Annotated in this window: 21 protein-coding genes; 14 read left to right on the forward strand and 7 right to left on the reverse strand. The window is 55.0% G+C overall.

Features of this window, described 5'->3' with window-relative positions; genetic code table 11:
* The first annotated feature begins 10 nt into the window (after nt 1-10).
* The 7 genes from NM10_RS07320 to NM10_RS15275 all read left to right on the forward strand — a co-directional run bounded on the left by NM10_RS07320 (nt 11) and on the right by NM10_RS15275 (nt 6,631).
* Complete coding sequence (locus NM10_RS07320; protein ID WP_020310951.1) at nt 11-841, forward strand: sulfate ABC transporter permease; 831 nt, start codon at nt 11-13, stop codon at nt 839-841.
* A 14-nt stretch (nt 842-855) separates the two neighbouring features.
* Nucleotides 856-1,917, forward strand: a complete 1,062-nt coding sequence (locus NM10_RS07325; protein ID WP_020310952.1) for a sulfate/molybdate ABC transporter ATP-binding protein — start codon at nt 856-858, stop codon at nt 1,915-1,917.
* Between the two features lie 16 nt (nt 1,918-1,933).
* Complete coding sequence (locus tag NM10_RS07330; RefSeq protein WP_020310953.1) at nt 1,934-3,631, forward strand: adenylyl-sulfate reductase subunit alpha; 1,698 nt, start codon at nt 1,934-1,936, stop codon at nt 3,629-3,631.
* Nucleotides 3,615-3,929, forward strand: a complete 315-nt coding sequence (locus NM10_RS07335; protein ID WP_020310954.1) for a 4Fe-4S dicluster domain-containing protein — start codon at nt 3,615-3,617, stop codon at nt 3,927-3,929. The genes NM10_RS07330 and NM10_RS07335 overlap by 17 nt, the downstream gene beginning before the upstream one ends.
* Before the next feature lie 107 nt (nt 3,930-4,036).
* A complete protein-coding gene (gene cysD, locus NM10_RS07340; RefSeq protein WP_020310955.1) occupies nt 4,037-4,936 on the forward strand; it encodes a sulfate adenylyltransferase subunit CysD in 900 nt (299 codons plus the stop codon).
* 1 nt (nt 4,937) lies between these two features.
* Nucleotides 4,938-5,867, forward strand: a complete 930-nt coding sequence (locus tag NM10_RS14560) for a GTP-binding protein (RefSeq protein WP_071601843.1) — start codon at nt 4,938-4,940, stop codon at nt 5,865-5,867.
* 29 nt (nt 5,868-5,896) lie between these two features.
* Nucleotides 5,897-6,631: an elongation factor 1-alpha C-terminal domain-related protein gene (locus NM10_RS15275; RefSeq protein ID WP_442852356.1), complete on the forward strand. Its 735-nt coding sequence runs from the start codon at nt 5,897-5,899 to the stop codon at nt 6,629-6,631.
* Nucleotides 6,632-7,189: 558 nt separating this feature from the next.
* Here the strand turns inward: NM10_RS15275 and NM10_RS14565 are convergent.
* Nucleotides 7,190-7,636 (reverse strand): hypothetical protein, encoded by a 447-nt coding sequence (locus tag NM10_RS14565; RefSeq protein ID WP_239639652.1) that lies wholly within the window; start codon nt 7,634-7,636, stop codon nt 7,190-7,192.
* 77 nt (nt 7,637-7,713) lie between these two features.
* Between NM10_RS14565 and NM10_RS14570 the strand changes: the two genes are divergently transcribed.
* From NM10_RS14570 to NM10_RS07365, 4 genes are read left to right on the forward strand one after another with little or no spacing between them, the layout of a single operon-like run.
* Complete coding sequence (locus tag NM10_RS14570; RefSeq protein WP_239639654.1) at nt 7,714-8,013, forward strand: 4Fe-4S dicluster domain-containing protein; 300 nt, start codon at nt 7,714-7,716, stop codon at nt 8,011-8,013.
* Complete coding sequence (gene asrB / locus NM10_RS07355; RefSeq protein WP_020310956.1) at nt 8,006-8,818, forward strand: anaerobic sulfite reductase subunit AsrB; 813 nt, start codon at nt 8,006-8,008, stop codon at nt 8,816-8,818. Before NM10_RS14570 ends, asrB begins: the two co-directional genes overlap by 8 nt.
* A gap of 14 nt (nt 8,819-8,832) precedes the next feature.
* Nucleotides 8,833-9,882 carry a sulfite reductase subunit C gene (gene asrC / locus NM10_RS07360; RefSeq protein ID WP_020310957.1) on the forward strand — a complete coding sequence of 350 codons (1,050 nt, stop codon included), beginning with the start codon at nt 8,833-8,835 and terminating at the stop codon, nt 9,880-9,882.
* A 10-nt stretch (nt 9,883-9,892) separates the two neighbouring features.
* A complete protein-coding gene (locus NM10_RS07365) occupies nt 9,893-10,654 on the forward strand; it encodes a formate/nitrite transporter family protein (RefSeq protein ID WP_020310958.1) in 762 nt (253 codons plus the stop codon).
* A 351-nt stretch (nt 10,655-11,005) separates the two neighbouring features.
* Here the strand turns inward: NM10_RS07365 and NM10_RS07370 are convergent, their stop codons facing one another.
* Nucleotides 11,006-11,668 (reverse strand): Crp/Fnr family transcriptional regulator, encoded by a 663-nt coding sequence (locus NM10_RS07370; RefSeq protein WP_020310959.1) that lies wholly within the window; start codon nt 11,666-11,668, stop codon nt 11,006-11,008.
* 13 nt (nt 11,669-11,681) lie between these two features.
* Complete coding sequence (gene lexA / locus NM10_RS07375) at nt 11,682-12,299, reverse strand: transcriptional repressor LexA (protein ID WP_020310960.1); 618 nt, start codon at nt 12,297-12,299, stop codon at nt 11,682-11,684.
* Between the two features lie 204 nt (nt 12,300-12,503).
* On the opposite strand from lexA, the gene NM10_RS07380 reads away from it, so the two are divergent.
* Nucleotides 12,504-12,803 (forward strand): LysM peptidoglycan-binding domain-containing protein, encoded by a 300-nt coding sequence (locus NM10_RS07380; protein WP_020310961.1) that lies wholly within the window; start codon nt 12,504-12,506, stop codon nt 12,801-12,803.
* Here NM10_RS07380 and NM10_RS07385 read toward each other — a convergent pair.
* A complete protein-coding gene (locus NM10_RS07385) occupies nt 12,800-13,801 on the reverse strand; it encodes a site-specific integrase (RefSeq protein ID WP_020310962.1) in 1,002 nt (333 codons plus the stop codon). The two genes, NM10_RS07380 and NM10_RS07385, sit on opposite strands and share 4 nt — an antisense overlap.
* Nucleotides 13,802-13,899: 98 nt before the next feature.
* Between NM10_RS07385 and NM10_RS07390 the strand changes: the two genes are divergently transcribed.
* Nucleotides 13,900-14,577, forward strand: coding sequence for a TVP38/TMEM64 family protein (locus NM10_RS07390; RefSeq protein ID WP_020310963.1), 678 nt, complete (start codon nt 13,900-13,902; stop codon nt 14,575-14,577).
* Here the strand turns inward: NM10_RS07390 and NM10_RS07395 are convergent.
* Entirely contained in the window at nt 14,574-15,335 is a 762-nt protein-coding gene (locus NM10_RS07395; RefSeq protein ID WP_020310964.1) for a sulfite exporter TauE/SafE family protein, read from the reverse strand. The two genes, NM10_RS07390 and NM10_RS07395, sit on opposite strands and share 4 nt — an antisense overlap.
* Nucleotides 15,336-15,411: 76 nt before the next feature.
* On the opposite strand from NM10_RS07395, the gene NM10_RS15160 reads away from it, so the two are divergent.
* Nucleotides 15,412-16,218, forward strand: a complete 807-nt coding sequence (locus tag NM10_RS15160) for a TIGR00730 family Rossman fold protein (RefSeq protein WP_020310965.1) — start codon at nt 15,412-15,414, stop codon at nt 16,216-16,218.
* Here the strand turns inward: NM10_RS15160 and NM10_RS13795 are convergent.
* Both NM10_RS13795 and NM10_RS07410 read right to left on the reverse strand, forming a co-directional pair.
* The gene (locus NM10_RS13795; RefSeq protein WP_256378965.1) at nt 16,103-16,669 is read right to left on the reverse strand and encodes a PIN domain-containing protein; all 567 of its coding nucleotides are present in this window, start codon (nt 16,667-16,669) and stop codon (nt 16,103-16,105) included. The genes NM10_RS15160 and NM10_RS13795 overlap by 116 nt on opposite strands.
* A gap of 36 nt (nt 16,670-16,705) precedes the next feature.
* A partial coding sequence (locus NM10_RS07410) for a transposase (protein WP_020310967.1) occupies nt 16,706-17,350 on the reverse strand: 645 nt, incomplete at its 5' end.

Raw genomic sequence — 17,350 nt, forward strand, 5'->3', positions numbered from 1 at the left:
GGGAGCCATTATGAAACACAGTAAGACGGAAATCGCCTTGCTCACGATCAGCGTCGTCTTCATCGTGGTCATGCTCATCGTTCCCCTCGTGTCGGTCCTCACCAACTCGCTGGCCGAAGGCTGGGACTTTTACGTACAAGCCCTGACGACGCCATACGTCCTGTCGGCCCTGCGCCTGACCCTGATCGCCACGGTCGCCGCCGTCATCGTCAATACTATCGTCGGCCTCGGTGCGGCCTGGGCTATTTCCAAATTCGACTTCCGGGGCAAGCATTTCCTGACGACCCTCATCGATATACCCTTTTCCATCTCGCCGGTCATCGCCGGCCTGGCCTTCATCATGACCTTCGGCCGCATGGGCTGGATCGGTCAGTGGATCGAAGTCCTCAACGACTACTGGGGGACGGATATCCAAATCGTCTTTGCCGTTCCCGGCGTCATCTTGGCGACGATTTTCGTCACCTTTCCCTTCGTCTTCCGGGAAATCATCCCCGTCCTCAGCACCAACGGGCGCGATGAAGAGGAAGCGGCGGCCCTCATGGGAGCCAGCGGCTGGACTATTTTCTTCCGCATCACCCTGCCGCAGATCAAATGGGCCCTGCTCTACGGCATCGTCCTCTGCACGGCCCGGGCGCTGGGCGAATTCGGTGCCGTCAGTGCCTTGTCGAAACTGCGCGGCGAGACTTTTACGCTGCCCCTGGAAATCGACGCCCTCTATCAATCGGGGTCGGCCGATGCCATTACGGCGGCCTTTGCCGTATCGTCACTGCTCGTCTTATTAGCCATCATCGTCCTGCTGCTCCGGACTTTCCTCGAAGCCAAGGCCGATAAAACGTCATAAAGGAGGTGAAGCTCATGTACGTCGAAATGAAACACATCGAAAAGAATTATGGGTCCTTCCACGCGTCGCGCGACGTTTCCTTTGGCATCGACAAGGGCAAGCTCGTCGCCCTCCTCGGTCCCAGCGGCAGCGGCAAGACGACGATCCTGCGCATGCTGGCCGGCCTGGAGAATCCCAACAGCGGCGACATCTTCATCGACGGCCGCCGGGTCAACGACATTCCCGCTGCCAAGCGGGGCATCGGCTTCGTCTTCCAGAACTACGCCTTGTTCCGCTATATGACCGTCTACGACAACGTCGCCTTCGGCCTGGAAATCCAGAAGCGGCCGAAAGAGGAGATACGCCAGCGCGTATTGGAGATGATCGACCTCGTCGGCCTGTCGGGCATGGAAAAGCGCTATCCCAACCAGCTCTCCGGCGGCCAGCGCCAGCGCGTGGCCTTTGCCCGGGCCCTGGCGCCGAATCCCCAGGTCCTGCTCCTGGATGAACCTTTTGCCGCCATCGACGCCAAGGTCCGTCAGGAACTGCGCAACTGGCTCAAGGATACGATTCACCGCGTCGGCATTACCAGCATCTTCGTCACCCACGACCAGGACGAAGCCGTCGAAGTGGCCGATGAAATCATCATCACCAACCACGGCCATATCGAACAGGTCGGGACGCCGCTGGATATTTACCGCCAGCCCAGGACGCCCTTTGTAGCTCAATTTATCGGAACTCCAGTTGTCATCGACAACTGCAACATCCTCACGGGATTCCTGCAAGTCGGAGCGGGCAAACAAGCCATCGTCCGACCGGAGTTCCTTAAAATTTACAAACACGGCACGATGAAACAGTATATCAGCGCTGCTGAAGAAGGGACGGTCGAAGCCGTCGTCTTCCGCGGCAGCCACCTCGACGTGACCGTCCGCATCAAGGGCCTGGCCATCCACGGCGAATATTCCTTCGACGACCCGCCACTGTCTGTCGGCGAGACCGTCCAGGTCCTCATTTACCGCTTGTACGTCCTCGACGGCGACAAGACGTATTTAAAAGAAAACAGCGCCATGACCTCGGCTGACGTTTTCTATATTTAACGAAGGAGTCTATGTTATGCAGATTACCAGCGAGAAGATCATCCATACGGATGTCCTCATCATCGGCGGCGGGACGGCCGGCTGTTATGCCGCCCTGACCCTCCGCAGCCTGTCTGATGCGTCCGTGGTCATCGCCGAAAAGGCCGATATCCGCCGCAGCGGCTGTCTGGCAGCCGGCGTCAATGCCCTGAACGCCTATATCACCAAGGGCCATACGCCGCAGTTCTACGTCGACTACGCCAAGAAAGACGCAGCCGGTATCGTCCGGGAAGACTTGCTCCTCACCATGTCCGAAGGCCTCAACGAAGTCACCAGGAAGCTGGAAGACCTGGGACTGGTCATCTTGAAGGACGAAAAAGGAGAATACGTCGCCCGCGGCACGCGCAACATCAAGATTAACGGCGAAAATATCAAGACCATCCTGGCCGACGCCGTCAAGAAGCTCGATGGCGTCCAGGTCATCAACCATCTGAATATTACCGACTACATCGTCCGCGACAATACCATGGCCGGCGCCCTGGGCTTCGATATGCGCACGGGCACGGCCTATGAAATCCGGGCCAAAGCCGTCCTCTGTGCCACAGGCGGCGCAGCCGGCCTCTACCGGCCCAACAATCCCGGTTTTTCCCGGCACAAGATGTGGTACTGTCCCTTCAACACCGGTGCCGGCTATGCCATGGGCATCCGGGCCGGGGCCGAAATGACGACCTTTGAAATGCGCTTCATCGCCCTGCGCTGCAAGGATACCATCGCGCCGACAGGGACTATCGCCCAGGGCGTCGGGGCCAAGCAGGTCAACGCCCGCGGTGACGTATATGAACAGAAATACGGCCTGACCACGTCCCAGCGCCTGTACGGCACGGTCCGGGAAACGCTGGATGGCAACGGTCCCTGTTATCTCCGCACGGAAGGCATCACGCCGGCTCAGGACGAATCGCTCCTCAAGGCCTACCTCAACATGGCGCCGAGCCAGACTTTGAAATGGATCGAGTCGGGGAAATTGCCGAGTCAGCAGAACGTCGAAATCGAAGGGACCGAACCGTACGTCGTCGGCGGCCATACGGCCAGCGGCTACTGGGTCGACACGAACCGTCAGACGACGATCCGCCACCTCTATGCGGCTGGCGACGTCGCCGGCGGCTGTCCGCAGAAATACGTCACGGGTGCCCTGGTCGAAGGGGAAATCGCCGCCAAGAATATGGTCCGCCAGGGCCTGAGCGATGCATCCGGCCTCGATGAAGCCCAGGAAAAAGCCATCCTCGCCGAAAAGGTAGCCGAATACAACGCCGCCCTCGGTGAGACGGACAGCTTCTTCACTGTGGAACAGCTGGAAGAAGCCATGCAGAAAGTCATGGATACCTACGCCGGCGGCATCGGCAGCCATTACCAGTACAACGAAAAGCAGCTGGCCCTGGCCGATGAAAAGATCGACCAGCTCATGGAACTGGCCGCCCACGTCGGCGCCAGCGATTACCATGAACTGCTCTTCGTCTACGAACTGCGCGAACGGCTGACGGTCTGCAAGGTCCTCATCGCCCACCTGCGGGCCCGCAAGGAAACGCGGTGGCATTCCTTTGCAGAGAACCTCGATTATCCGGAACAGCGTGCGGATTGGCTGAAATACGTCAATTCCCGCATGGACGAAGACGGCCAGGTCCACATGATCTACCGCGATTTAGTACCAGGAGGGGAAACTTATGAGCATACGCATTAAGCAGGAACGCTGTATCGGCTGCGGCCAGTGCATCGACGTCTGCCCGGGCAGCCTCATCGACCGCAACGGCCAGGGCAAGGCCTGGATGCATTATCCCAAGGACTGCTGGGGCTGTGTATCCTGCGTCAAAGTCTGCCCGGTCCAGGCCATCGACTTCTACCTCGGCGCCGATATGGGCGGCCGCGGCAGCACGATGAACGTCACTGCTGACGGCCACTACCTGCATTGGCATATCCATAAGGCCGACGGCAGTGAAAAGACCATCACCGTCGACCGCAAACAGGCGAATTCATATTAATTAGTTTGCCGTTTGTAGTAGCGAGTTTGTAGTAAAAGAGCACCCATTACGGCAAACTGCAGACTATAAACTGGAAACTGCATTTTATCAATAGGGGGATTCATATTATGTGTGCATTATCGCATCTCGACAAGTTAGAGGCCGAAGCGATTTACATCATCCGCGAAGTCGCTGCGGAATGTGAAAAGCCGGTCATGCTCTATTCCATCGGCAAGGACAGTTCTGTCATGCTTCACCTGGCCCGGAAGGCCTTTTATCCGGAAAAGCCGCCTTTCCCGTTCCTCCATGTCAATACGACGTGGAAGTTCAAGGAAATGATCCGCTTCCGCGATGAAACCATGAAGAAGTACGGCCTGCAGCTCATTGAATACATCAACCAGGAAGGCGTCAAACAGGGCGTCAATCCTTTCGATTACGGCGCAGCCTATACGGACATCATGAAGACCCAGGCCCTCAAGCAGGCCCTGCACAAATACGGCTTCACCGCTGCTTTTGGCGGCGGCCGCCGGGACGAAGAAAAATCCCGCGCCAAAGAACGTATCTTTTCCTTCCGCAATGAAGCCCAGGCCTGGGACCCGAAGAACCAGCGCCCGGAAATGTGGAAGCTCTACAATACGCACATCCATAAAGGCGAAAGCATGCGCGTATTCCCCATTTCCAACTGGACGGAAAAAGATATCTGGCAGTACATCAAACGGGAAAACATCGACATCGTCTCTTTGTACTTTGCCAAGGAACGGCCCTGCGTCTATCGTGACGGCAACATCATCATGGTCGACGACGACCGCATGCGCCTCAAGCCGGGAGAAGAAATCATGCACAAGAAGATCCGCTTCCGGACCTTGGGTTGCTATCCTTTGACAGGGGGCATCGAATCCGATGCCGATACGCTGGATGCCATCATCGATGAAACGCTGAGCGCCGTATCGTCGGAACGGACGAGCCGCGTCATCGATAATGAAGCAGCTGGCAGCATGGAACGCAGAAAGAGAGAGGGGTATTTCTAAAATGGATAGAAACGGAAACGGCTTGTTAAAATTTATTACCTGCGGCAGCGTCGATGACGGCAAATCGACACTCATCGGTCATTTGCTCTATGACGCCAAATTGCTCTACGCCGACCAGAAGAAGGCTCTGGAACTGGAAAGCAAGGTCGGCAGCCGCGGCGGGGCCATCGACTACTCGCTGCTCCTGGACGGCCTCATGGCAGAACGGGAACAGGGCATTACCATCGACGTAGCCTATCGCTATTTCAGCACGGACAACCGCAGCTTCATCGTCGCCGACACGCCGGGCCATGAAGAATATACGCGCAACATGGCTGTCGGTGCTTCCTTTGCCGACTTGGCCATCATCCTCATCGACGCCACCAAAGGCGTCCTGGTCCAGACCCGCCGCCATGCCCGCATCTGCGCCCTCATGGGAATCCGCTACTTCATCTTCGCCATCAACAAGATGGACCTGGCCGGCTACAGCCAGGAACGTTTTGAAGAAATCAAGGTCCAGATCGCCAAGCTCCGCGATGAATTGGAACTGGCCAACGTCATCCTCATCCCTGTCTCGGCGACGGAAGGGGACAACGTTACCAAGGCCTCGGCCAATATGCCTGGTACCAGGGGCCGACCATCCTCGACTATCTGGAAACGGTCAACGTCGAAGAAGACGAAGAAGAAGGCTTTTACCTGCCCATCCAGCGCGTCTGCCGCCCGAACCACACCTTCCGCGGCTTCCAGGGCCAGATCGAAAGCGGCGCCTTGGCCGTCGGCGATACGATTACGACCCTGCCCAGCAAGGAAGAAGCTAAGGTCAAATCCATCCTCATCGGCTTCGATACCGTCGATTCGGCCGTCAAAGGCCAGCCGGTCAACGTCCAGCTCGACCGCGAAGTCGACGTATCCCGGGGCTGCGTCTTTACCAAGGGGACGGACGTCGCCCTGAGTCAGCGCATTACAGCGACCATGCTCTGGATGGATGACCAGGACCTGGCTGTCGGCAAAGAATACGTCGTCAAATTGGGGATCAAGGAAATCGTCGGCGTCCTCACTGATATCGACTACACCATTGACGTCAATACAGGCGAAAAGAAACGCGCTTCGAGCCTTACGAAGAACGAAATCGCCGTCTGCACGCTCTTCCTGCAGGAACCGATTGTCGTCGATACCTTCAGTCATCACAAGGTCCTGGGCGAACTCATCCTCATCGACCGCGTCACCAATATGACCTCGGCCTGCGGCGTCGTCATCGACGTTAACGACACCAACGCCGACCACACCTTCGTCAACGGCTCCCTGAAGGCCCGCGGCGACGTCTTTGAAGACTTCTTCTACGGCATGCAGAGCCTCAATATCACCAAGGCCAAACCGGCCTTCCACCAGTACCACATCGGCGATACGATCCCGACGAAAGGCGAAACCTATGCCTATCCGGATAACTTCGACATCCTCATCCTCCGCGACAAGGTTGCCGTCGAAATCCGCGACGCCAAAGTCGCCAACATCCTGTCCCTCGACGGCTATGCCTATACGGAACAGCCTTTAGTCAACGGCCGCGGCTTTGCCATCAACGTCCATTCGCCGCAGGAATTCGCTGCCTTCAAGGCGGACTACGCCAAGGCCGGGGGAAACTCCGATGCCGAACTCTTCGACAAGTGGATGACTTTTGAAACGTATCGCAAGATTAAATTCCACAACGATTTTGAATGATTATTAACACTCAAAAAGAGGCTGTCTTCAGGCGACAGCCTCTTTTTCTGTATGCAAAGACAGCATGGACTACCGGTAATAAGTTACAGCGTTATGATGAGTCATAGGACCTGAAAAGAAAAGATTATGGGGAAAAGTATAATGTATTTAAATTCCTCAACGATAACGATTTTATATGATAAAAAAGCATAGTATTTAGAAAAAAATTAAAAAAACTGTTGCTACGGCAACGGTTTTTTTCTTCTCCCGCTGTTATCATAAAATCAACGAGGCGGCTTATGATGTCGTCACGGTGTATGTGAAAAAAATAATTTGTTTATCCATTATATTTGTCATTTATTTCTTTAGAAAGAGGGTAACAGCATGGGCTATCAATTAAATGCAGATGCATTGAACACGGTCTTTGCCAAATGGTCGGATACGTATGACATTTACGCTCCGAAACTGTTTGCCGGCACGGGACGTTCTTCGATGCAGGACATCGTACGCTATGGCAAGATCACCAAGCCGGAAGAAATCGTTTGGGACAAACGGTCCGACTACTCGGCAAAAGACGTTTTATTGCCCGTTTGCCAGACGTTGTTCTATTTCAATGAAAATACCGTCACCGAAGCCGAAGCCCCGGAAAAGGGTGCCATCATTTTGCTGCGCAGCTGCGACTTGCACGCCATCAAGCGCTTCGACTACATGTACCTCCAGAACGGTCCGGAAGACTATTATTACAAACGCGTCCGCGACCGCGTCAAATTCGTCCTCATGGGCTGCAGCCAGGAATTCGACAACTGCTTCTGCGTTTCCATGGGCACCAATACCAGCGATAACTACGATGTCGCCTTGAACGTCAAAGACGGCCAGTATTTCCTCGATGTCAAAGATGACGTCCTTGGGAAAGCTGTCAGCGAAGCCAAGGCACCGGAAGTCGACGTCGTCCCGGACCATGTGACGGAAAACAAGCTCCAGGTACACATTCCGGAAAACCTCTCGTCGGCTATCGCCAAATCCCACGTATGGATGAATACGACAAGCGCTGCATCAAATGCGGCCGCTGCACCCTGGCCTGTCCGACCTGTACCTGCTGGTCCATGCAGGATGTGTTCTTCACGGAAGACCATAAAGCCGGTGAACGCCGCCGTGTACAGACGTCCTGTATGTTCGACGACTATACCCTGGTTGCCGGTGGCCTTTGCTTCCGCAAGAAGGCGGGCGAACGGATGCGCTTCAAAGTGCTCCATAAGACGCTGGAATTCAAACAGCGTTCCGGTTTCCAGATGTGCGTAGGCTGCGGCCGCTGCGATGCCATCTGTCCGGAATACATTTCGCTCAGCCATTGCATCAATGTCAAACTGCCGGAAGGCATGAAGGAGGTCACAGAGAATGAATAACGAATATTTACCGTTCCGTTCGGAAATCTTAGAAGTCATTAAACATGCTGATGTGGAATATACCTTCCGTATGTCCTATGACCGCGGCAAAGAACATCCGGTCAAACCGGGCCAGTTCTTTGAAATCTCTATCCCGAAATACGGTGAAGCGCCCATTTCCGTCAGCGGCATTACCGACCATTCCCTGGATTTCACCATCCGTAAAGTCGGCAGCCTGACCGATGAAATCTTTGAAAACTACGTCGGCGGCCACTTCTTCATGCGCGGGCCTTATGGCAACGGCTTCGACGTCAATATGTTCAAAGGCAAGGAAATCGTCCTGGTCACAGGCGGCTCCGGCTTGTCCCCGGTCCATGGCGTCATCGACTACTTCGCCGATCACATGGACGAATGCAAGAGCCTGACTGTCATCTCCGGTTTCAAATCGCCGGCAGACATCCTCTTCAAAGCAGACCTCAAACGCTGGATTGACGACGGCATGAACTTCATCTGCACCGTCGACAAGGCTCCGGAAGAAGGGGATTACGACGGCCATGTCGGCTTGGTCACCCAGTATATCCCGGAACTGCCCCTCAAGGACTTCGACAACGCCATCGCCGTCGTCGTCGGTCCGCCGATGATGATCAAGTTCTCCATCCAGGAATTGATTAAACTCGGTTTCGATGAAGAAAAAATCTGGCTCTCTGAATCGCGCAAAATGTGCTGCGGTCTCGGCAAATGTGGCCACTGCCGTATTGGCAAAGTCTACGTCTGCCAGGACGGGCCGGTATTCAAATACACCGAACTTCGTACATTGATCGACTAGGAGGCTGATACATTATGGATATGAATTGCGGTAAGTTAAAGAAATACGCTTTCCGGGTAACAAAAAATCGTAATATGGCTTCAGCCCGTGTACGTGTACCCGGCGGTTCCCTGAATGCCAAGGTCCTGGGCCAGGTCCAGCATATTGCCGAAACGTACGGTAATGGCGAAATCCATCTGACCATCCGTCAGGGCTTTGAAATCATGGGGATTCCCTTTGAAAAAGTTGAAGAAGTAAAGAAGGCTCTCCAGCCGATCATCGATGAACTCGACATCAATCAGAGCGAACGAGGCGCTGGTTTTGAAGCGTCCGGTACCCGAAATGTCATGGCCTGCGTCGGCAACCGCGTCTGCCCCTTTGGCAACTACGATACGACGGCCCTGGCGAAACGGATCGAAAAGGCTATTTTCCCGAACGACCTGCACGTCAAAGTCGCCCTTACAGGCTGTCCCAACGACTGCGACAAAATCCGCATGCATGACTTCGGCGTCATGGGCATGACGGAACCTCAGTTCGATGCCAGCCGCTGCGTCAGCTGCGGCATGTGCGTCCGCAAGTGTAAACAGCTTTCTGTCGAAGCCTTGCAGATGAAGAATTTCCGTCCTGTCCGCAATGTCGAAAAATGCATCGGCTGCGGCGTCTGTGTCTGGGCCTGCCCGAACCGTGCCTGGACGCGCAGCAAGGAACAGTATTTCCGTATCACCCTTTTGGGCCGTACAGGCAAAAAGAACCCGCGCATGGGCGTCGATTTCATCAAATGGGCCGATGAAGACAGCGTCGTGAAGATTATCTCCAACGTCTATGCTTTTGCCAAGAAATATATCGACCCGACCGCTCCGGGTGGCAAGGAACATATCGGCTACATGGTAGACCGTACGGGTCCGGAAGAATTCATCAAGTTCATCCTCCAGGACGTCCATCTGCCGAAGAAGGCGGAAATCTACCGTCCTCTTAACTGGTCCGGTATCCGCTATGTCGGCTTGAAATCGGAACCGTTCTACGTCGGCAAAGACGTAAATCCGGCCGATCTGGATGTATTCCAGAAACCGTTGCCGCTGAAATAAGGAGGAGCCTATGTACAACGACGAATACGCTGCGACCGCGGCCGGGGCAGCTGCGAAAGTAGGCCTCTTGAAGAAGAATCCCCTGGGATACTTCCTGTTGTCGGCCTTAGCCGGTGCCTATATTGGCTTTGGCATCCTCCTGTCCTTTACGGTCAGCGGGACCTTGGGAGCCATTCCCATGACTAAGATCGCCATGGGCCTGTCCTTCGGCATCGCCCTGAGCCTGGTCATCATCGCCGGGGCGGAACTGTTCACGGGTAACGCCTTCGTCCTCTACAATGGCTGGCGGTCGAAGACGGTCACCTTGACGGACGTCATCCGCCTGTGGGTCGTCTGTTACCTGGGCAACTGGTTCGGCGCCATCGTCCTGTCCCTGCTCTTCTATGGTGCTGCCGGCACGGCTGGCGGCGTCGGCCAGGCTTTGGCCAATGCCGCTGCCATGAAGATGAGCTTGCCGCCGCTGGTCCTCTTCCTCAGAGGTATCCTCTGTAACGTCCTGGTCTGCCTGGCCGTCTGGTGCGGCTTCCGCTGCAAATCGGACAGCGGCAAACTGATCATGGTCTTCTGGTGCCTCTACGCCTTCTTTACCTGTGGCTTTGAACACAGCGTAGCCAACATGACCGTCCTGACCCTGGGTCTGCTGAATCCCGCCGGTACGGCCGTCAGCGTCGGCGGTTACCTCTACAACCTGGCCTTCGTCACCTTAGGCAACATCGTCGGTGCCGTCCTCTTCCTGTCCATTCCCTACGGCATCGCAGCCAAAAAAGATTAGTGGCTCGTGCTCGTGGCTCTCCTTATAGGAGAGCTGTCAGCGAAGCTGACTGAGAGGTTGCTCTTTCTTTATAGTAGAGTAGTCCGTGATTGGTAGGGGCGACCACGTGGGGCGCCCGTCAGGGATGATAGGACATATCCCGGAGCGGGCTCGCCACGTGCGAGCCCCTACAGAAAAGGGACCTCACACGATGGTTTTTGCCATCATGCGAGGTCCCTTTGCCTTATAGTTTGTAACAAAGAGTTTGTAGTTTGCAGAGAAAACCTTTAAATTTAAAGCCATCTGCTAACCCCTAGCCACTAACTGCTAACCACTAAAAAAGGCGCTGTCTTCATGCGACAGCGCCTTTTTTCAATACAGCGTCACCCGCTGCTGGTTTATTTCGATGAGGCCTTCGTCTTTCATGTGAGCCAGTTCCCTGGCAACAGCCGTGCGGTCGGCACAGAGATAGTCAGCCAGCTGGGTCCGGGTCAGGGGGATGGTGAAGGTCTGGCTGCCGGCCTGTTCAGACTGGAATGAGAAGTAGGTCAATAGTTTCTTGCGCAGCTTCTTCTTGGAAACGACTTCTAGTTTGGTCAGCAGCTGGGCATTCTTGTCAGCCATGAGATGCAGCATGTTCTCGATGAGCTGGTGATGGAAGGGACAGGCATTGGTACAGATGTGCAGGACCTTCTGGAAGGGGAGGACCAGGAACTGCGTGTTCTTGACGGCCTGGAAGGTTACGATGGATTGCAGGATTGTGCCGCAGACGAAGGTTTCGCTAAAGAGGCCGCCGCTGCGGATGACGGCCAGGACGGCTTTGTCGCCCCAGCGGTCTTCATGGATCATATGGACTTCGCCGCTGAGGACGATGCCGATGTAATTCACTTCATCCTGGGCCAGGACGAGGAATTCCCCTTTGCGGACTGTCCGGACCCGTGCGCCCAGGCAGGTGAGCATGGCCTTCCTTTTTTCCTGGCTGATGCCGGAAAATAAGGGAAGGTTATCGGGCAGGACCACCGAGAAATCAGACATGAGAAGACCTCCCTTAATACCGACGATAGAGGCCGATGACTTTGCCTAAGATTTGGCAATCCCGGGTATAAATCGGTTCGTATTCGTCATTTTCCGGCTGCAGGCGGATCGTGTCGGCTTCGTGGAAGTAGCGCTTGACCGTCGCTTCTTCGCCAATGAGGGCGACGACGATTTCGCCGTTTTCTGCCGTTTCCTGGCGGCGGACGATGAGCTGGTCGCCTTCGAGGATGCCGGCGTTCTTCATGCTGTCCCCTTGGACGACGAGCATGAAGCAGTCGTCATTGCCGATGAAGTCCGCCGGGAAGGGGTAGACGTCTTCGACACATTCTTCAGCAAAGATGGGGGCACCGGCCCGGACCTGGCCGACCAGGGGCAGGGGGACGATTTTCTTGGACCGCCACGAACCTTCGTCGAGGAGTTCGATGGTCCGGTTCTTGGCTGGGTCGCGGCGGATATAGCCCAGATCTTCCAGGCGGTGGAGATAGCCGTGGACCGTCGACGTCGAGCTCAGGCCGACTTCCTTGCAGATTTCCCGTACCGACGGGGGATAGCCGAATTTATGGACACACGTGCGGATGTATTCTAAGATTTGTTTTTGACGGGTCGTCAGCATTTTTTCATTATTAATCATATATATCACTCCAGTCTTGGAAAGTTATAGCAATTCCAGTATAAGCTACCTTCATTATACCGAAATTCATAAAAAAAATCAAACGTTTGTTCAAAATATCTTGACAGGAACAACCGTTCGACGATATAATAAAACCATCGACGAACGGTTGTTCTAAGAAAATTCGTTCCAGGAACGTTCGTTTCAAAGTCAGGAGTGATTGCCATGAAATATGTCATCTTGGCCATATTGGCCCTCTTTATGTGTACGCAGATCGGCTGGAGTTACCAGTCTTCGCAGGAATTCATTTCCGTCGCCGTCGAACCGGGGCAGACCGTCTGGCAGCTGGCTTCGGTTACAGCCGGTGATGATACGGATGTGCGTGAAGTCATGGATTCGATTTTAAAAGAAAACGGCCTGACCGGCACCAGTGACATCCGTCCGGGCCAGGTCCTGCGCCTGCCGGTAGCCCCAGGCCGGGCCGAACAGGTGCGGACGGTGCTGGCCCGGCAGCTGGTGGATTAGTGAGGGTGAGAATCTTCGGTAATCTTTAAAATCGGGCTGTCGATGAGGCGGTCGGCTTCGTCGATGTAGCGGCGCACGATGGCCTGGGACTTATGCCGGGTCTGGCGCATGATCTGCCGTTCTTCGACGTGATGCTGGGCCGCCGACGTGGCAAAGCCGTGGCGCAGGCTGTGGGCGCCGTAGTCGTCGGGATTCATGCCCATGAGCCCGGCATAGTGCTTGACGATGAGGGCGATAGATTTATCGGAAATCCGGGTCTTACGAACATGATGCCCCTTCGTCAATCCCCGGAAGACCGGACCTGTCGTGATGCCGCTGACATCGAGCCATTTCTGCAAGGCCGTGACGGCACAGAGGTCCTTGTCTTTGACCATGGGGATGGCAATCATCTGGCCCTGGTCGAACTGGTCCGTCTTCGATTTGCGCAGGGTAATGAGCAGGCCCAGGCGGGTGAACTTCAGGTCTTCCACGTCGATGCCGGCCAGTTCTGACCGGCGCAGGGCCCCGTAGAAGCCGACCAGCAGGATGGCCTTGTCGCGGACCTGCTGGATTTCGTCGCCTTCAAGATAGGTCAGCATTTCCTTGATGTCGTCGAAGAGAATCGGTGCCTTGCCGTGCTGGATGGTCCCTTTCATGCGCTTGATGCCCCGCAGGGCGTTTTTGACGATGGGGTAGCGGCAGGGATTCTCTTTGAGACCGGCGGCGTCGAAATTCTCGGTCAGGGCACTGATGCGCCGGGCGATGGTATTGGCCTTGGCGTTGTCGGCCAGGTCGTTGATGTAATTGACGATGGTTTCCGGTTCGGCCGGGAATGACGACAGCTGGTGATAGCTGCACCAGTCGCAGAAATCGTTCCAGTCCGACCGGTAGGCATCGACGGTATTGGCGGCCCGTGCCGTATACAGGCTCTGACGGGCTTTATTGGATAATTTATCATTCTGGGCAATGGCTTCACTGCGGCCGATAAAAAAATTCGGCGCATCCGGTATTTTTGTCATATTCAAACCTCCTTTGGGCAGTTTACAAAAAAACACTTGTGAATCTGCCCTTTTTAGGTATACAATAGAATTATCAAGGGTGAGAGAAGGGGATATCTATGGCTATTCGCAATGGGCCTTTATGGGATAAAGTGATAAAAGGCGCCGTCTGCCTGGGCTTATTCCTGGCTTTTTGGAGCGTCCAGTGGGTCATCCCCGACTTCTATCAGGAACTGTTCCGCCTGAGCCTGGCCGGTGATGTCGACGTCCTCATCGATTATATTTCATCTTTCGGCATCTATGCGGCCCTCATCAGTATCTTCATGATTACCGTCACCGATATGACCGGTCTGCCGTCGATTCCCTTTCTGACCGTCAACGGAGCCATCTTCGGCCTCGTGCCGGGCCTTATCATTTCCTGGATTGGCGAAGTCCTGGGGACGGAACTGAGCTTCCTCATCTTGCGGACGGTCCTGCGCCGCCAGGCCCTCCACGTCATCTCCCGCCATCACTTGCGGAATCAGCTCGATAAATACAGCCGCTTCTCGACGCTGGCCATGGCCCGGTCCATTCCGTATATCCCCAACGTCCCCTTTACGGCTATCGCCGCCGTCAGCCACCTCAGCCAGAAAGACCACTTCCTGGCGACGGCTGTCGGCAAGGTCCCGCGGGTCGTCATCGAAGTCCTTTTAGGCCATGACCTCATCCACCTCGGCCAGCACAGCGGACGGCTGATGTTCTGGGTCATCCTGACGGTCCTGATCTGCTACTGCTGGCACCGCCATCAGCAGGCTTAGCGGCCGAAGAGGACCATGATGATGCCGCCCAGGGTCGGCATGGCGACGATAGCTGCCTTGAGCAGGGGCTTAGGGGCTAAGTGCGTGAACTTTGCACCTATATAGGCGCCGAGACTCAGGCCCAGCAGGGTCTGGACGAAAATCCACAGGTCCAGGCGGCCATTGAACAAGTAGCTCAAGCCGCCGGCAGCCGAAATAGGCAGGACGATCATCATGCAGGTCCCGATAGCGTGGAGCAGGGAAATGCCGAAGACGACCATCAGAGCCAGCTGGATGAAGGCCGCGGCACCGATGCCGAAGGCACCGGACAGGAAGCCGACGATGAGACCGGTAATGATGCCGTAGATATAGAGCTTCTTTCCCGTTAAGGCTGTCGTCCGCACGGGAAAGTGCCGGGTCAGCCAGGCGTCTTGGTAGAGGCGGACATAGAGAATCAGTCCGGAAGCGATGAGCATGAGCGACGTCATCGTCGCCAGCAGTTCCGACGGCATGATGTTGGACACATTGGCGCCGGCAATCGAGCCGATCATACCGCTGCCGCCGATGATGGCCCCAGGCTTCACATCGACTTCATGTTCCCGGTAATGACTGACCGTCCCGGAAATCATGGTAAAAGTCATGGCCGCCAGGGAAACGGCCAGGGCCGTATGGACAGGAACACCGAAACCGACCGTCAGCAGCGTAATCGTGACGCCGGCTCCGCCAGCACCGACAAAGCCGATAACGGAACCTAACAGAATCATGGCAACGAAAATCATAACGAAAAATCCCCCTAATATATGATATAATAACACTTATTATACCATATATTAGGGGAAAGAAAGGACGCAACTTATGAATATTACCGTTTATCTCGGTTCCCGCAGCGGGAACCGGTCTTGTTATGCTGATTATGCTTATGCGTTAGGGGCTTGGATTGCCCGCCACGGGCACACCCTCGTTTACGGCGGCAGCCGGACTGGGCTCATGGGGAAACTGGCTGACGGTGCTTTGCAGGCCGGAGGCCAGGTCATCGGCGTGGAACCGCAGTTCTTCATGGATGAGGAATTACAGCATGAAGGCTTGACGAAACTGATTGTGACGCCGGATATGACGTCACGCAAGCAGCAGATGATGGATTTAGGCGATATCTTCCTGGCCTTTCCCGGCGGTATTGGGACGCTGGAAGAAATCAGCCAGGTCATGAGCCAGGTGAAACTGCATCAGATGGAAGGACGCTTTGCCTTTCTCGACTTCGATGGCTATTACCAGCCCATGAAAGCCTTGATCCAGCAGATGAGCGACGAAGGCTTCGTCGACGAGGATTGGGCCGACGCCGTACCCTTCCTGCCGTCCTTTGCGGCTCTGACGGCCTTTGTCCTCGGCCGCGACCTGCCCAGGCCCGGCGAAACGTGGCGCCATTTCAAGAACCATATGTACCGCATCCTCGATTTAGCCGACGACGCCGAAACGGGCGAGACTTACGTCGTCTATAAGACCTTATATGGCGAATACCGCGACTTCATCCGGCCTCTGGACATGTTCCTCAGCGAAGTGGATCATGACAAATATCCCGACGTCCGACAGAAATGGCGCTTTGAAAAAACGGCGGGACTCTGCTCGTGGAACCCCGCCATTTCCAGTCAATATCTGAAGAAATGAGTCTATAAGCGCTGAATCGCATCGAGGGCCAGCAGCGACCGTTCAATCGCAGGACCAGGTCTTTCGTGACCAGGATGGGCTGGCACTGCTGCAGATGACGGCAGACCTTGAGGATGCGATTGTCGGCCTGGTCATTGGGCAGGGAATCGGGAAGGGCTTCATGGACGCAGTTGATTTCGATACGCAGCGTACCGCCGTTATCCAAGGGGACTCCGTCGAGCAGATTGCCCCGGAGACGCAGGCGTTCTAAAAAACGGATGGCTTGACGGGCATTGAACCCGCGTTCACCATCCGCTTTTTTCAGCCCATCCAGCTCTTCGACGACGACCAGGGGAATAACGACGTGATTGTCTTCAAAACACTGCATGGCATACGGCGCCTGAATGAGCACATTCGTATCGAGTACATAAGTCTTTGCCTTGAACCTCTCCCGCTTATAGAAGCGGGAGATTCTTGAGAAGGTTGCTGTTTAAGTTTCCTCCTGAAATCAGGATAGCCTTATTCTCAAAGGGCTGTCCAAAAGCCCCTTACACAGTCCCTCGAAATCGAAGTTCTGCTTACTTTTACGAAGTATGTTGGCGGCGCCATTGATATCGGCATTAGCCGTCCTGCCGTTGGCGAAACGGTACAGGCCGCGCCGGATTCGTTTCCCACTGAACGTTCCTGTATAGGGTGTATCCGGCTGGTATACGGGAATGTTGTCCAAATCCAGGCAGCTGGCCTGAGAGGTATACGATTCTTCCTGTTCCAGATAGGTTATCCCATAGCGTTCACACAGGTGTTTCAAGGTACTACGAAGATAGCTCAGACTGATTTGAGTGAAATGCTGATTCATCACTTTGCCCAGCTTTAGTCCTCGTTTAAAATCGCGATTATAGCCGCAAACAATGGTACCTATCTGATGGTCAATGCAGAAATTAACAATGTAACGGGCTGTCTTGCAAAGGATGTCCTTCATCCGGAAATTGCGTTTCTTCGCTAACTGACAGAGCTGGTTCGTCGTCTTCCGGCCCTGCTTGGCGGCAATGCTTTGGAGTCTGGCTTTGCGTTTGTTCCAATACTGGTTAATAGATTTGAGTTTACGACCGTCCATGAGGAACGACGTCCCCGTATTGGTAACGCACKGCCGGTC

The organism is Megasphaera sp. NM10 (assembly GCF_000417505.1).
In the GTDB taxonomy this organism is placed as follows: Bacteria; Bacillota; Negativicutes; order Veillonellales; family Megasphaeraceae; genus Megasphaera; species Megasphaera intestinihominis.

Coding starts and splice junctions, on each gene's coding strand:
- NM10_RS07320 (WP_020310951.1), top strand. CDS start 11: ATGAAACACAGTAAGACGGAAATCGCCTTGCTCACGATCAGCGTCGTC.
- NM10_RS07325 (WP_020310952.1), top strand. CDS start 856: ATGTACGTCGAAATGAAACACATCGAAAAGAATTATGGGTCCTTCCAC.
- NM10_RS07330 (WP_020310953.1), top strand. CDS start 1,934: ATGCAGATTACCAGCGAGAAGATCATCCATACGGATGTCCTCATCATC.
- NM10_RS07335 (WP_020310954.1), top strand. CDS start 3,615: ATGAGCATACGCATTAAGCAGGAACGCTGTATCGGCTGCGGCCAGTGC.
- cysD (WP_020310955.1), top strand. CDS start 4,037: ATGTGTGCATTATCGCATCTCGACAAGTTAGAGGCCGAAGCGATTTAC.
- NM10_RS14560 (WP_071601843.1), top strand. CDS start 4,938: ATGGATAGAAACGGAAACGGCTTGTTAAAATTTATTACCTGCGGCAGC.
- NM10_RS15275 (WP_442852356.1), top strand. CDS start 5,897: ATGGATGACCAGGACCTGGCTGTCGGCAAAGAATACGTCGTCAAATTG.
- NM10_RS14570 (WP_239639654.1), top strand. CDS start 7,714: ATGCAGGATGTGTTCTTCACGGAAGACCATAAAGCCGGTGAACGCCGC.
- asrB (WP_020310956.1), top strand. CDS start 8,006: ATGAATAACGAATATTTACCGTTCCGTTCGGAAATCTTAGAAGTCATT.
- asrC (WP_020310957.1), top strand. CDS start 8,833: ATGGATATGAATTGCGGTAAGTTAAAGAAATACGCTTTCCGGGTAACA.
- NM10_RS07365 (WP_020310958.1), top strand. CDS start 9,893: ATGTACAACGACGAATACGCTGCGACCGCGGCCGGGGCAGCTGCGAAA.
- NM10_RS07370 (WP_020310959.1), bottom strand. CDS start 11,668: ATGTCTGATTTCTCGGTGGTCCTGCCCGATAACCTTCCCTTATTTTCC.
- lexA (WP_020310960.1), bottom strand. CDS start 12,299: ATGATTAATAATGAAAAAATGCTGACGACCCGTCAAAAACAAATCTTA.
- NM10_RS07380 (WP_020310961.1), top strand. CDS start 12,504: ATGAAATATGTCATCTTGGCCATATTGGCCCTCTTTATGTGTACGCAG.
- NM10_RS07385 (WP_020310962.1), bottom strand. CDS start 13,801: ATGACAAAAATACCGGATGCGCCGAATTTTTTTATCGGCCGCAGTGAA.
- NM10_RS07390 (WP_020310963.1), top strand. CDS start 13,900: ATGGCTATTCGCAATGGGCCTTTATGGGATAAAGTGATAAAAGGCGCC.
- NM10_RS07395 (WP_020310964.1), bottom strand. CDS start 15,335: ATGATTTTCGTTGCCATGATTCTGTTAGGTTCCGTTATCGGCTTTGTC.
- NM10_RS15160 (WP_020310965.1), top strand. CDS start 15,412: ATGAATATTACCGTTTATCTCGGTTCCCGCAGCGGGAACCGGTCTTGT.